This is a genomic window from Streptomyces sp. NPDC085900 (genome assembly GCF_044540925.1).
Taxonomy (GTDB): Bacteria; Actinomycetota; Actinomycetes; order Streptomycetales; family Streptomycetaceae; genus Streptomyces; species Streptomyces gilvifuscus.
This window is the reverse complement of the sequence record NZ_JBITSP010000003.1, coordinates 882744-895745: the sequence shown is the minus strand read 5'-3', so window position 1 is coordinate 895745 and position 13002 is coordinate 882744. Positions and strand designations below refer to the sequence as shown.

13 protein-coding genes are annotated in these 13002 nt (G+C 70.6%); 6 read left to right on the top strand and 7 right to left on the bottom strand.

Annotated elements, in window-relative coordinates; all coding sequences use genetic code 11:
• Both ACIGDI_RS13600 and ACIGDI_RS13595 read left to right on the top strand, forming a co-directional pair.
• Positions 1 to 975 (top strand): ABC transporter ATP-binding protein, encoded by a 975-nt coding sequence (locus ACIGDI_RS13600; protein WP_399894938.1) that lies wholly within the window; start codon positions 1 to 3, stop codon positions 973 to 975.
• Entirely contained in the window at positions 962 to 1867 is a 906-nt protein-coding gene (locus ACIGDI_RS13595; protein ID WP_399894935.1) for an ABC transporter permease, read from the top strand. Before ACIGDI_RS13600 ends, ACIGDI_RS13595 begins: the two co-directional genes overlap by 14 nt.
• Before the next feature lie 12 nt (positions 1868 to 1879).
• Here the strand turns inward: ACIGDI_RS13595 and ACIGDI_RS13590 are convergent, their stop codons facing one another.
• A complete protein-coding gene (locus ACIGDI_RS13590) occupies positions 1880 to 2467 on the bottom strand; it encodes a flavodoxin family protein (protein ID WP_399894932.1) in 588 nt (195 codons plus the stop codon).
• A 239-nt stretch (positions 2468 to 2706) separates the two neighbouring features.
• Here ACIGDI_RS13590 and ACIGDI_RS13585 point away from each other — a divergent pair, with 239 nt between their 5' ends.
• A complete protein-coding gene (locus tag ACIGDI_RS13585) occupies positions 2707 to 4242 on the top strand; it encodes a tetratricopeptide repeat protein (protein WP_399894929.1) in 1536 nt (511 codons plus the stop codon).
• Positions 4243 to 4258: 16 nt separating this feature from the next.
• Here the strand turns inward: ACIGDI_RS13585 and ACIGDI_RS13580 are convergent, their stop codons facing one another.
• The 4 genes from ACIGDI_RS13580 to ACIGDI_RS13565 form a co-directional block, all read right to left on the bottom strand.
• A complete protein-coding gene (locus ACIGDI_RS13580) occupies positions 4259 to 5221 on the bottom strand; it encodes a M28 family metallopeptidase (RefSeq protein WP_399894926.1) in 963 nt (320 codons plus the stop codon).
• A 146-nt stretch (positions 5222 to 5367) separates the two neighbouring features.
• Positions 5368 to 5847: a VOC family protein gene (locus tag ACIGDI_RS13575; RefSeq protein WP_399894923.1), complete on the bottom strand. Its 480-nt coding sequence runs from the start codon at positions 5845 to 5847 to the stop codon at positions 5368 to 5370.
• A 94-nt stretch (positions 5848 to 5941) separates the two neighbouring features.
• Positions 5942 to 6958 (bottom strand): EamA family transporter RarD, encoded by a 1017-nt coding sequence (gene rarD, locus ACIGDI_RS13570; RefSeq protein WP_399894919.1) that lies wholly within the window; start codon positions 6956 to 6958, stop codon positions 5942 to 5944.
• 137 nt (positions 6959 to 7095) lie between these two features.
• Positions 7096 to 7950 (bottom strand): SDR family oxidoreductase, encoded by an 855-nt coding sequence (locus tag ACIGDI_RS13565; protein ID WP_399894916.1) that lies wholly within the window; start codon positions 7948 to 7950, stop codon positions 7096 to 7098.
• 90 nt (positions 7951 to 8040) lie between these two features.
• Here ACIGDI_RS13565 and ACIGDI_RS13560 point away from each other — a divergent pair, with 90 nt between their 5' ends.
• The 3 genes from ACIGDI_RS13560 (at position 8041) to ACIGDI_RS13550 (ending at position 9707) form a co-directional block, all read left to right on the top strand.
• Positions 8041 to 8463 carry a winged helix-turn-helix transcriptional regulator gene (locus ACIGDI_RS13560; RefSeq protein WP_399894913.1) on the top strand — a complete coding sequence of 141 codons (423 nt, stop codon included), beginning with the start codon at positions 8041 to 8043 and terminating at the stop codon, positions 8461 to 8463.
• Between the two features lie 181 nt (positions 8464 to 8644).
• Complete coding sequence (locus tag ACIGDI_RS13555) at positions 8645 to 9226, top strand: DUF6082 family protein (protein ID WP_399894910.1); 582 nt, start codon at positions 8645 to 8647, stop codon at positions 9224 to 9226.
• Between the two features lie 223 nt (positions 9227 to 9449).
• On the top strand, positions 9450 to 9707 hold the full coding sequence (locus ACIGDI_RS13550) for a hypothetical protein (protein ID WP_200704829.1): 258 nt from the start codon (positions 9450 to 9452) through the stop codon (positions 9705 to 9707).
• A 57-nt stretch (positions 9708 to 9764) separates the two neighbouring features.
• On the opposite strand, the gene ACIGDI_RS13545 is transcribed toward ACIGDI_RS13550, so the two are convergent.
• On the bottom strand, positions 9765 to 10844 hold the full coding sequence (locus tag ACIGDI_RS13545; RefSeq protein WP_399894907.1) for a 2-oxoacid:ferredoxin oxidoreductase subunit beta: 1080 nt from the start codon (positions 10842 to 10844) through the stop codon (positions 9765 to 9767).
• Positions 10837 to 12765 (bottom strand): 2-oxoacid:acceptor oxidoreductase subunit alpha, encoded by a 1929-nt coding sequence (locus tag ACIGDI_RS13540; protein ID WP_399894904.1) that lies wholly within the window; start codon positions 12763 to 12765, stop codon positions 10837 to 10839. Before ACIGDI_RS13540 ends, ACIGDI_RS13545 begins: the two co-directional genes overlap by 8 nt.
• Between the last annotated feature and the right edge of the window lie 237 nt (positions 12766 to 13002).

The window sequence follows — 13002 nt, the reverse complement described above, 5'->3', positions numbered from 1 at the left end:
ATGGACGAACCGTCCGCCCCGGAGCCGAAGCAGGGTGCCCCGGGTGACAGCGTCATCGCCACCCAGGCGCTCACCAAGCGCTACCGCGGCGGACAGCTCGCCGTGGACGGCCTCGACCTGACGGTCCCGGCGGGCAGCGTCTTCGGCTTCCTCGGTCCGAACGGCTCGGGCAAGACCACCACCATCCGCATGCTGATGGGCCTGATCGAGCCGACGTCGGGCTCGGCGTGCGTCCTCGGACGCCCCATGCCCAGAGCCTCACGTGCCGTGCTCCCGCACGTCGGCACCCTCATCGAGGGCCCCGCCCTGTACGGCTTCCTCTCCGGCCGCGACAACCTCCTGCGCTACGACGCCGCCGACCCGACCGCCGACCCGCGCACCCGGCGAACCCGCGTCGCGGCGGCGCTGGACCGGGTGGGGCTGACGGCGGCGGCCGGCAAGAAGGCCAAGGCGTACTCGCTGGGCATGAAGCAGCGGCTGGGCCTCGCCGCGGCCCTGCTGCAACCGCGCAGGCTGCTGGTGCTGGACGAGCCGACCAACGGCCTCGACCCCCAAGGCATGCGGGAAATCCGCTCCCTGATCCGGGAGTTGGCGTCGGACGGCACCACCGTCTTCCTCTCCTCCCACCTGCTGGACGAGATCGAGCAGGTGTGCACCCACGCGGCCGTGATGGCGCAGGGCCGGCTGATCACCCAGGGTGCGGTGGCCGACCTGGCGGCGGGCGCGCGCGGCCGGCTCACCGTCACCACACCGGACACCGGGGAGGCGGCGCGGGTGCTGAAGGAACAGGGCGCCGGTGATGTCGTGGCGTCAGACGACCGGGTGACGGCCGAGCCGCCGGACAAGGATCTCGCCGAGGTGAACGCCGCGCTGGTGAAGGCGGGCGTGCGGGTCCGCGGCTTCGGAGTGGAACGGGCCTCCCTGGAGGACGCGTTCGTGGCGCTGACGGGGGAGGGATTCGATGTCGCGGGCTGAGGTCGCCTCGCCGGGTGAGGCCGCGCCGCGGGCCGGGGAGGTCCGCGCGGTGAGCCCGCTGTGGACCTTCGGGCTCCTGCGCAGCGAACTGCTCACCACCTTCCGCCGCTGGCGCACCCTCGCCCTGCTCGCCGTACTCGCGGCCGTGCCGATCCTCGTCGGCATCGCGGTCAAGATCGAGACCGGTGACGGCTCCTCGGCCGGCCCCGGTGAGGGCGGCGGCCCGGCGTTCATCTCGCAGATCACCAACAACGGCCTGTTCCTGGTCTTCACCGCGCTGGCCGCGACACTCCCGTTCTTCCTGCCGATGGCCATCGGCGTGGTCGCGGGCGACGCCATCGCCGGCGAGGCGAACTCCGGCACCCTGCGCTACCTCCTGGTGGCCCCGGCCGGCCGCACCCGCCTGCTGCTGACCAAGTACGCGACGGTCATGGCGTTCTGCCTCGTGGCCACCCTCGTGGTCGCCGTCTCGGCCCTGACCGTCGGCGCCGTCCTCTTCCCGCTGGGCGACCTGACGACGATCTCCGGTACCCAGATCAGCTTCGCCGACGGTCTGGGCCGGGCCCTGATGATCGCCCTTGTCGTCGCCGCGTCCCTCATGGGGGTCGCGGCCCTGGGCCTGTTCGTCTCCACGCTCACGAACAGCGGCATCGCGGCGATGGCGACCACGGTCGGCCTGCTGATCACCGTGCAGATCCTCGACCAGATACCGCAGCTCCACGCCCTCCAGCCGTACTTCTTCTCCCACTACTGGCTGTCCTTCGCCGACCTGATGCGCGACCCCGTCTACTGGGACGACCTGACGAAGAACCTCGGCCTCCAGGCCCTGTACGCCGCGGTGTTCGGGTCGGCGGCCTGGGCGCGGTTCACGGCGAAGGACATCACGGCCTAGCCGCCCCGGCCGTCAGCCCTCGTAAGGGAAGCGTGCGAGCGGGGCCTCCCGGGCGAAGAAGGTCTTGGCGCGGGCGAGGGCGTCCGTGTCGTTCAGCACGTCGCCGCGCCCGCTGCCGTTGCCGAGCAGAACTCCGCCGAAGCGCATCCCCATGTAGGCGGCCGAGTTGTTGAGGGTGCCGATCAGCGGGTCGGCGACCACGGCCTCCTGGTGGGCGAGGGCGGCGACACCCCAGAGGGTGCGGCCCGCCATGGTCGCCTTGAAGTCGATGCCGGGGGTGCGCAGCCAGCCGGACCAGTAGTCCAGGTAGCGCTTGGTGAGGCCGGACACCGAGTACCAGTACAGCGGTGAGGCGATCACGAGGTCGGTGGCCGCCAGCGTGGCGTCCAGGAGGAGCGCCGCAGCGCTGCCGGCGGGCGGGCGCACATGGTCGCTGTCGCGACGCTGGTCCACGAAGTCGGGCAGCGGGTGGTCGGCCAGGCTGATCCACCGCTGCTCGACGTCCGCGGGCAGCTGTTCGGCGGCCTTCCTGGCGAGCAGTTCGGTGTTGCCGTCGGCACGGCTGCTGCCCAGGACGAAGAGGAAACGGCGGCCGGTCATGGGTCCCCCAGGGAATCGACGCGATACGGAAGGCAGGCGTTGAGCAATTAGAAGCACCTGCATTATATGCGCATGCATCGATGATGGGGGAAGTGCCGAGGCCGGGCCACTGGAACGATGCTGTGACGTCGTGGTGACATGAGAACCGTGGGTGGGCGGAGAGACTCCACCTGGAGCGTGTCGACCCGATCGTGACGCGCTGACCGCCGGTTCGCCGGCTCGTTCGAGTGAGGGCACACATGTCTCGACCCAGCCGCGACACGAAGCGGGAACAGCAGGGCCCGGCGCCCTCGGCCCTGGCGGCTGCGCCGATCGACGTGCACATCCCCGCCGAGGGAACGGGCGCGGCAGCGGCGACGATCGGCGGTGTGCCGCTCACGGTCGCCGACGGCGAGGACGTCCAGCAGGCCGTCCTCGGCCATCTCCAGCGCGTCGCCCTCGCCACCGGCCACCCGGCCCGGGCCACGATCCACGACGAACGCCTCGGCTGCGTCGTACCCCTCCAGGTGGACCCCGACGGCTCCAGCCACCTCACCGGCTCCCCGACCCCGGCACCGGCACCTGTGACCTCGCCCTCGCCCCCGGCGCCTGTGACCTCGCCCCCGGCGCCTGTGACCTCGCCCCCGGCGCCTGTGACCTCGCCCCCGGCCGTTCCCGCCGTGCCGCCGGCCGGCTCCGGTCTCCCGTCCGCCGCGCCGGTGCAGGCTCCGCGGGGTGCGCAGGACGCCCCCGTCGGCTTGGTGCGACAGGAGGCGGAAGCGGCGCGGGAGGGCGTGCCGACCTTCGCGCTGCGGGCGGTGTCCGAGCCGCAGCCGCTCGGGCAGCACGCGCCCACCTTTCCGCTGCGGGCCGTCGCGGAGTCCGCCGCCGTTCCGGCACCGACGTTCGCGATGCGAGCGGTGACCGAGCGGGCACCCGGCACGGTCGCGCCGCCGACGGGAGTGTTCGGACCGCCCCCGCCGATGGACGCGGTTCCGCCGCGCCCCGCGCCGGGCGCGGACACGGTCACCTGGCCTTCGCCGGCCGACAGCGACGAACCCGAGGACGACGCTACGGACGCTCCCGCGCCGGCATCCGTGTTCGCTCCGGCGCCTGCCGCCGAACCCACCCGGTCCTCCTCCCCGGAAGCCGGCCCCGCACCCGCCCCCCACCAGCCCGCTTCCGGTGCCTCCCGCGTTGCCGGCACCCCCCGTTCGTCCGTGACGCCCCTCCTCCCGCGCCTCGACCCCGAGCCGGCCCCCAAGGCCAACCCCACCCCCGCCCGAGGCTTCGACGCCGTGGCCGAAGCCGTGCTCGGGGACGAGCCGCCGACCGCGCCCGGATTCCTCCTGGAGCCGATGGGCCGGGTCAACGAGGCCGTGCGGTCGGGGCGGATCGCGGAGGCGGACCAACTGGTCACGAAGGTGGTGGGAGAGGCGTCGGCGGTGCTCGGACTGGAGCACCCGGAGGTGTTGAAGCTGCGCGAACTGGCCGCGTACATCGCCTACCTGGCGGGCGAGCCGGTCCGTGCCCTCCGGCTCTCGCTCGACCTCGCCCGCGTCCACCGCGGCCTGGGGGACGCGGAGGGGGCGTACGGGAACATCCAGAGCGCGGCGTCCGCCTGGCGCGCCGTGCGGGACCCGGAGCAGGGCCTCGCCCTGGGACGCGACCTGATCGGCCTGTGGAGCATGCTCGCCGCCGAGGGCGGCCCGGCCGCCGACGAGATCGAGCGCCTGGAGTCGGCCCGCACGCGCATGGGCCGACTCGCGGAACGCGCCCGCAAGTCGGCCCGGTGACGAAGGAGTCGGCCCGTCAGGCGGACAGCTTCCACACCGCGTACGCGATCGCGTCGCCGTTGCGGTCCAGCGCGGTGTCGTTGATGTTGGTGGTCTTGTCGCAGGAGGAGTGGTAGCAGGCGTCGAACGCCCGTCCCGACGTGCCGCCCCACTTGGTCGCCTGGGCCGCGGTCTTGATGTAGTCAGCGCCGCTGAACAGGCCGCCGACCGGGACGCCGGCGTTCTTGAACGGCGCGTGGTCCGAGCGTCCGTCGCCCTCCGTCTCGGGCTCCGTGGAGACGCCGAGGCCGGTGAAGTAGTCCTGGAACGTCTTCTGGATCGTGGGGTCGTCGTCGTAGACGAAGTAGCCGGGGTTCGGGGAACCGATCATGTCGAAGTTCAGATAGCCGCTGATCTTCGAACGGTTGGCGCTGGAGAGGCCGTTGACGTAGGAGCGGGAGCCGACCATGCCCAGCTCCTCTGCGCCCCACCAGGCGAACCTCAGGTGCTTGGCGGGCTGATAGCCCGCCCGTGACACGGCGAGTGCGGTCTCCAGGATCGCGGCCGAACCCGAGCCGTTGTCGTTGATGCCGGGCCCGGCGCTGACGCTGTCCAGGTGCGAGCCGACCATCAGGACCCGGTTGGCGTCGCCGCCCGGCCAGTCGGCGACGAGGTTGTAGCCGGTACGGCCTGAGGATGTGAACTGCTGGACGGTGGTGGTGAATCCGGCCGCGTCCAGCTTGGCCTTCACATAGTCGAGTGAGGCCTTGTAGCCGGTGCTGCCGTGGGCGCGGTTGCCGCCGTTGGCGGTGGCTATGGACTGCAGCTGGGCGAGGTGGGCCTTGACGTTCGCCACGCTGATGTCGGGAGCGGCGGCCGCGGTCGAGGGCGCGCCGGCGGGGGCCGCACCGGCTGTCGATCCATTGGTCAGGAGCATGACAGCCGAGAGGGTGGAGGCGGCGCACACGGCAGCCGCCCGCCCGGAAACGGAGAACTTCATGTGGGGGGCTCCGAATTCCTTTGAAGGGAATGGGGTCCCCGGATGGTGAAGCTTTTACCAACTCCGCGTCAAGAGCGTTATCAGGACACCCGGTTCGCATACCGGAGCGGCCCGCCTGACCGTGACCGTGCCCCGCAGCCTGCGCGCTAGGCCACGCAGAACTCGTTGCCCTCCGGGTCCGTCATCACCACCCACTCGCCGGACGGCTCCTTCACGTGCCGCTGCACGCTCGCCCCCAGCGCCTCCAACCGCTCGACCTCGCCCTCGCGCCGCCCCTCGCCGGGGTGCAGATCGAGGTGCAGCCGGTTCTTCACGGTCTTCGCCTCCGGCACGCGCTGGAACAGCAGCCGCCGCCCGCGCCCGATGCCGGTGTCCTCGTCGTACGGGTCCTCCGGATGCCGTACGGCGATCAGGTCCAGGAAGGCCGGGCGCCCGTGGGAGTCGACGGTCGCCTCGCCCGGCAGGGCACCGGCCTCCAGCAGCCGCCGGACGAGCGGGCTGTTGTCCTCGACCTCGTAGCCGAGCGCGGCGGCCCAGAAGTCCGCCTGGGCGTGCGGGTCGCCGGCGTCGATGACGAGCTTCCAGTGGACGGGGGTGGCAGGCGTCGGGGCGGGTGTCTGCGTCATGGGACCACTTATAGCGGCCGGGTCTGACAATCCCCGGGGACCTGCGGTTCCGGTGAGGCGCGGGTCGGAATCGGTACTGAGGCGCCGGCAGGCGTCAGGATTCCACCGAAGCCGAAGCCGGAGCGCAGGTCGAAGCCGAAGCCGAAGTCGACGGCGCCGCAGCGATCGTCGCCACAGCCGGCTCCCCGTCCCGCTCCCGCTCCCGATCGCGCTCTCGCCCGACCCGGCGCGCGGCGCGCCACGCGTCGGCCGTCAGCAGGCACAGCGCCGCCCACACGAGCGCGAACCCGGCCCACCGCTCGGCGGGCATCTCCTCGTGGAAGTACAGGATGCCCAGCAGGAACTGGAACACCGGCGCCAGATACTGCAGCAGCCCCAGCGTCGACAGCGGCACCCGTATGGCCGCCGCCCCGAAGCAGACGAGCGGCAGCGCGGTCACCACGCCGGTCGCCGCGAGCAGCGCGCCGTGCCCCGGGCCCTCGGTCGCGAAGGTCGAGTCGCCGCGCGAGCCGAGCCACAGCAGGTAGGCGAGCGCCGGCAGGAACTGGATCGCGGTCTCCGCGGCCAGCGACTCGATGCCCCCGAGCCCGACCTTCTTCTTCACGAATCCGTACGTGGCGAACGAGAAGGCGAGCGTCAGGGAGATCCACGGCGGCTGCCCGTACCCGACCGTCAGGACGACCACGGCGGCGAATCCGATCCCGACCGCCGCCCACTGCACGGGCCGCAGCCGCTCCTTGAGGACGATCACGCCGAGGGCGATGGTGACCAGCGGATTGATGAAGTAGCCCAGCGAGGCCTCGACGACGTGCCCGCTGTTCACGGACCAGATGTAGACGCCCCAGTTGACGGTGATCACGGCCGCCGCCACTGTGATCAGACCCAGTCGCCGCGGCTGCCGCAGCAGCTCGCCGGCCCAGGCCCAGCGTCGCATCACGACCAGCGCGACCCCCACGAACGCCAGGGACCAGACCATGCGATGGGCGAGGATCTCGATCGATCCGGCGGGCTTCAGCAGCGGCCAGAAGAGGGGGACGAGACCCCACATGCCGTATGCCGCGAAGCCGTTCAGCAGGCCTATCCGCTGCTCGTTCTTCGACTTCCCGGTCATGGGCACCTCCCGCTCACCTCGGCGCACACACGTGCAGCCACGAAGGTAACGCCGAGGACCCCCGCCTGTCATGCCCGTATCGCCATACGGTCATGACAGGCGGGGGTGGAGGCTCAAGGGCCTGGGCGGGGGAGCGGTCAGCCCTTGAGCGCGGCCGTGATCGACTCGGCGATCGGCGTGGTCGGGCGGCCGATCAGGCGGCCGAGGTCGCCGCTGTCGACGACCAGCTCGCCCCGCTCGACCGAGGCGTCCACACCGGCGATGATCGCGGCCACCGGCCCGGGCAGCCCGGCGCCGGCCAGGATGCCGGTGAACTCCTCGACGGAGACGGGGTTGTAGACGATCTCCTTGCCGGTCTGCCTGCTCAGCTCGGCCGCGTACTCGGAGAAGCTCCAGGCCTCGTCGCCGCCCAGCTCGTACGTCTTGTTCTCGTGCCCCTCGCCGGTCAGCACGGCGACGGCGGCGGCCGCGTAGTCGGCGCGGGCGGCGGAGGAGACACGGCCCTCGCCGGCGGCCTGGGTGACGGCGTTGTACTGCAGGACGGGGGCGAGCTGCTCGGTGTAGTTCTCGTTGTACCAGCCGTTGCGGAGCAGCACGTAGGGCAGACCGGAGTCCAGCAGCGCCGCCTCGGTGCCGCGGTGGTCGTCGGCGAGCGCGGCCTTCAGGGTGCCGGGGGCGCTGGTGTAGGCGAGGAGTGCCACGCCGGCGGCCTTGGCGGCGTTGATGACGACCTTGTGCTGGCCCACGCGGTCGTTGCCGACCTCGCTGCCGGAGATCAGCAGCACCTTGTCGCCCGCCGAGAAGACGTGGTCGAAGGTCTCGGGGGTGTTGTAGTCGGCGACCGCGAGCTTCACGCCGCGCGCGGCGAGGTGGGCCCCCTTGGCCTCGTCGCGCACGACGGCGGTGATCTGCTCCGCCGGGACCTTCTCCAGCAGCTGCTCCACGACGTGACGGCCGAGGTTTCCGGTTGCTCCGGTGACGACGATGCTCATGATTCGGGACTCCTTGTGGGGTGCGTATGCACTAACCATAGAAGAAGCGCTAACTATCGGAAAGTACCCACTTTGAAGTAAGGTACTGGCATGACAGTAAGTACCAGCAGCTCCCCGCTCGCCGTCTCCACGTACGACACCGGCGAGACGATGTGCCCCCACCGCCTGGTCCTGGAGCACGTCACCAGCCGCTGGGGCGTCCTCGTCCTGATCGAACTCCTCGACCGCCCCTACCGCTTCAGCGAACTGCGCCGGGCCATCGGCCAGGTGGGCAAGGGCGTCAGCGAGAAGATGCTCACCCAGACCCTGCAGACCCTGGAACGCGACGGCCTGGTCCACCGCGACGCCAAGCCGGTCATCCCGCCGAGGGTCGACTACTCCCTCACGGACCTGGGCCGCGAGGCCGCAGAACAGGTGCGGGGACTGGCGGAGTGGACCCAGAAGCGGATGGGGGCGGTGCAGGAGGCGCGGGAGCGGTACGACTCGCGGAAAGCGGGCGCTGAGCAGGGCTGACCCAGCCCGGCGGGGCCGTACGAGGGTATGTGGGCGGCGCCAGGGGGCACACAGAGGTCAGGGCATCGGGCGACATGGGTGCCACGTCCATCCGTGCGCCCCCTCTCCGCCTCCCGTGCCGACGTGATGCTCAGGGCAGGCTGGACGCGGAGTGGTATCGCACCCGGGGGGTTTCCCTGACATGGTCACACTGACTCCGGCCGCTAGGCGGATCGGTTCTGCAATGGTGGCGGGGTGGGGAGCACTCCGGTCGCCCCTGGCGCGGGGGACCCGCCGCCGACGCCAGGAGACGACGCTGCCGGATCTGGTGGACCAGATCGCCCGTCTCGGCGAGGAACTGCACGCCATCGGCCAGGAACTGCGCCGGGCGAACGAGATCCAGGTGCACCGCCTGCTCACGGAGCAGCTCGACCGGGCCATCGACGACCCCACGCTCGCCGCCGCGCTGAGCACGCTGAACGGCATCTCCGAGCACAAGCGCCGCCAGATGCTGTTCGCCAACCGGGAGTACGCCACGATCCTCCTGTCCCACCGGACGGGCACCATCGACTGGAGCGAACTTCTGGGCAACCTGCGCGTGCTGTGCCGCAACGAGATCTTCGCGGAGTACTGGGAGCGCACGGTCGAGCACCGGCGCAGCCTCGCCGTCGGATCGCTGGAGCGGCAGGTCGGCGAGGCGGTGGACACCCTCATGGAGGAGCTGGCCGATGACCCCGAGGAGTGGTGGATCGTGGGCCCCTCGCCGGAGCCACCCGGCGACTGAGCCGGAGCCGACCGGTCACTGCGCCGGAGCCACCGAGCGACTGGGGGGACGTTGTCGGCGCGTGGGGGTGAAATGGCGCAGCGCGCGGGAGTGAATAGGTGTGAGAGCCATCACAACGGGCCAGAATCCCGCAGGGTCACCGTGACCTCCGAGGGTGGCAGTCGTTGAGCACTGCTGCCCTTGTTGATGCGAGGCCTCAGGGCCTCGAGAGGGAGCTGCTCAGTTGCACGACGAGCTCTCGTCCGTCCGCATCGCCCGCCGCATCGGCGCCTCCCCGCGGCAGCGGGGCAGCCACACCGGCGAGACCTGCCCGGACATCTTTGAGCTGTCCGACGGAAACTACGCCATCATCGGAACCGAAGCCACGGCCGCCCTCGACTCCCATCTCCCCCCGGACGCCGCCAGAGCCGACTACGAGCGCATCGTCGTGATCACCCGCGAGACCCTCATCCGAGCCAAGAAGGACATCCCCGACGCGTAGGACGAGGGCCCGGGTGCCGTAGGGCGGCTCCGGGCCCTCCACGCCCGTGGGCGACCGTCAGCCCACCACCGTCCAGGTGTCCCCACCCGCCAGCAGCGCCGCCAGATCCCCCTTGCCGTGTTGTTCGATCGCCGTGTCCAGCTGGTCGGACATCTGGGTGTCGTACACCGGCCGGTCCACGGAGCGCAGGACTCCGATCGGGGTGTGGTGCAGGGTGTCGGGGTCGGCCAGGCGGGACAGGGCGAAGGCCGTGGTGGGGGACGCGGCGTGGGCGTCGTGGACCAGGACCTGGGACTCGTTCTCCGGCGTCACGGTGACGACCTTCAGGTCGCCCGTCGCCGCGTCCCGGACGACCCCCCGCGAACCGTCCGCACCGAAGCGGATCGGCTGCCCGTGCTCCAGCCGGATCACCGCCTCCTCCGCCTGCTGCTTGTCCTTCAGCGCGTCGAAGGCGCCGTCGTTGAAGATGTTGCAGTTCTGGTAGATCTCGATCAGGGCCGTGCCCGAATGGGCGGCGGCCTGGCGCAGGACCTCGGTCAGGTGCTTGCGGTCGGAGTCGATGGTCCGGGCGACGAACGAGGCCTCCGCGCCCAGGGCCAGCGAGACCGGGTTGAACGGCGCGTCCAGGGACCCCATCGGCGTCGACTTGGTGATCTTGCCGACCTCGGAGGTCGGGCTGTACTGGCCCTTGGTCAGACCGTAGATCCGGTTGTTGAACAGCAGGATCTTGAGGTTGACGTTGCGGCGCAGCGCGTGGATCAGGTGGTTGCCGCCGATGGACAGCGCGTCGCCGTCACCGGTGACCACCCACACGCTCAGGTCCCGGCGCGAGGCCGCGAGACCCGTCGCGATCGCCGGCGCGCGGCCGTGGATGGAGTGCATGCCGTACGTGTTCATGTAGTACGGGAAGCGCGACGAGCAGCCGATGCCCGAGACGAAGACGATGTTCTCCTTGGCCAGGCCGAGCTCCGGCATGAAGCCCTGGACGGCCGCGAGGATCGCGTAGTCACCGCAGCCGGGGCACCAGCGCACTTCCTGATCGGACTTGAAGTCCTTCATGGACTGGCGGGCCTCGGCCTTGGGAACGAGCGAAAGCGCCTCGATCGTGCCCGTGCCTTCCGTGGACGTCTCAGCCATCGATGGCCTCCTTGAGAGCCGTGGCGAGCTGTTCGGCCTTGAACGGCATGCCGTTCACCTGGTTGTACGAGTGGGCGTCGACCAGGTACTTCGCCCGGATCAGCGTGGCGAGCTGCCCGAGGTTCATCTCGGGGATCACCACCTTGTCGTAGCGCTGCAACACCGTGCCGAGATTCCTCGGGAACGGGTTGAGGTGGCGCAGATGGGCCTGCGCGATGGATTCGCCGGCCGCGCGCAGTCGCCGTACCGCCGCCGTGATGGGCCCGTAGGTCGAGCCCCAGCCCAGCACCAGCGTGGACGCCCCGTGCGGGTCGTCGACCACGACGTCGGGGACGTCGATGCCGTCGATCTTGGCCTGGCGGGTGCGGACCATGAAGTCGTGGTTGGCCGGGTCGTAGGAGATGTTGCCCGAGCCGTCCTGCTTCTCGATGCCGCCGATGCGGTGTTCCAGACCCGGCGTGCCGGGGACGGCCCAGGGGCGGGCGAGCGTGTGGGGGTCACGCTTGTACGGCCAGAACACCTCGCTGCCGTCGTCCAGAGTGTGGTTCGGTCCCTGCGCGAACTGCACCGTCAGATCGGGCAGTTCGTCCAGCTCCGGGATGCGCCACGGCTCCGAGCCGTTGGCCAGGTAGCCGTCGGAGAGCAGCATCACCGGCGTGCGGTAGGTCAGCGCGATCCGGGCCGCCTCCATCGCCGCGTCGAAGCAGTCCGCCGGCGTGCACGGCGCGACCACGGGGACCGGGGCCTCGCCGTTGCGGCCGAACATCGCCTGCAGCAGATCCGCCTGCTCGGTCTTGGTCGGCAGGCCCGTGGAGGGACCGCCCCGCTGGATGTCGATGATCAGCAGCGGCAGCTCCAGCGAGACCGCCAGCCCGATCGTCTCGCTCTTCAGCGCCACGCCCGGACCCGACGTCGTCGTCACCCCCAGCGACCCGCCGAACGCCGCACCCAGCGCCGCGCCGATCCCGGCGATCTCGTCCTCGGCCTGGAAGGTGCGCACACCGAAGTTCTTGTGCCTGGACAGCTCGTGCAGGATGTCCGAGGCCGGCGTGATCGGATACGAGCCCAGGAACAGCGGCAGATCCGCCTGACGGGAGGCCGCGATCAGCCCGTAGGCGAGAGCCAGGTTCCCGGAGATGTTGCGGTAGGTGCCGGTCGGGAACGCCGTCGTCGCCGGCGCGATCTCGTAGGAGACCGCGAAATCCTCCGTCGTCTCCCCGAAGTTCCAGCCCGCCCGGAACGCCGCCAGATTCGCCTCGGCGATCTGCGGCTTCTTCGCGAACTTCGTCCGCAGGAACTTCTCCGTCCCCTCCGTCGGCCGGTGATACATCCACGACAGCAGGCCCAGCGCGAACATGTTCTTGCTGCGCTCGGCCTCCTTGCGGGAGAGGTCGAAGTCCTTCAGCGCCTCCACCGTCAACGTCGTCAACGGCACCGGGTGCAGGCTGTACCCGTCCAGCGAGCCGTCCTCCAGCGGCGAGGCCGTGTAGCCGACCTTCTGCATCGCCCGTTTGGTGAACTCGTCCGTGTTGACGATGATCTCCGCGCCCCGCGGCAGATCCCCGATGTTCGCCTTCAACGCGGCCGGGTTCATCGCCACCAGCACGTTCGGCGCGTCACCAGGGGTCAGGATGTCGTGGTCGGCGAAGTGCAGCTGGAACGACGAGACGCCCGGTAGGGTCCCGGCGGGCGCCCGGATCTCGGCCGGGAAGTTCGGAAGGGTGGAGAGATCGTTTCCGAAGGACGCGGTCTCGGAGGTGAAGCGGTCCCCGGTGAGCTGCATACCGTCACCGGAGTCTCCCGCGAACCGGATGATCACCCGGTCCAGCCTGCGTACGTCCTTCGATCCGGCCGGCTTGCGCTGCTCTCCCAGTACGGATTCTTCGGCCTGCTCCGCTGTCCTGCTGACCTGGCTGGTCACTGAACTGGACCTCCCTCGAGGCGGCTGTCTGGGACCGGCCTTCCCGCAGGCCTTCCCTGGATCAACCCTACGTCCGTTAGGGTCGCCTTCCCTCGGCCATTCGCATGATGGACACGGTTCTGAGACGGTGCGACGCCATGACTTGTCATGATTTCTCGCCCCCCGGCACTTCCCTTGAAGACGCTCCCCGCGAACGGTTCGGTTCTGGGCCACGCCGCCGTACGGGTGCCGAAGGAC